The 359-nt window shown below is 37.9% G+C and carries 1 pseudogene; it reads right to left on the bottom strand.

Annotation, left to right across the window (positions count from 1 at the left end):
- A pseudogene (locus tag LI162_RS15335) lies at positions 1–359 on the bottom strand (ABC transporter permease); the annotation flags it as partial.

Raw genomic sequence — 359 nt, 5'->3', positions numbered from 1 at the left:
ATAAGGAAGATATTCTGCAATCATCATTGGTCCATATACAACAGCCAGACTAAGCAGTAAGGTAAGTACATTATTTTTTACAGCCGCTGATATAAACATGACAATTCCGGCAAAACCTATTGCTCCAAGCAATACAAAAACATATTCATAAATTTCTGCCTGCAGCATATTCATAGGTGCAACAGCAATCAGCTTGATATTCTGAATCGGCATATCCCATCCGGCAGTTCCCATAAAAAACAACTGTGATATAACACTTGAAACAGCAAGTAATGCAAATAACTCCACTGTAAACGCTAAACCAGTAAGAATTTTGGCAAGAGCGATTTTCCCCCAACCATTTCGAGTCGTCAATACTA

Origin of the sequence: Mediterraneibacter sp. 210702-DFI.3.120, assembly GCF_020561005.1 — a bacterium.
In the GTDB taxonomy this organism is placed as follows: domain Bacteria; phylum Bacillota; class Clostridia; order Lachnospirales; family Lachnospiraceae; genus Mediterraneibacter; species Mediterraneibacter faecis.
This window is presented reverse-complemented; position numbering and strand designations above follow the sequence as displayed.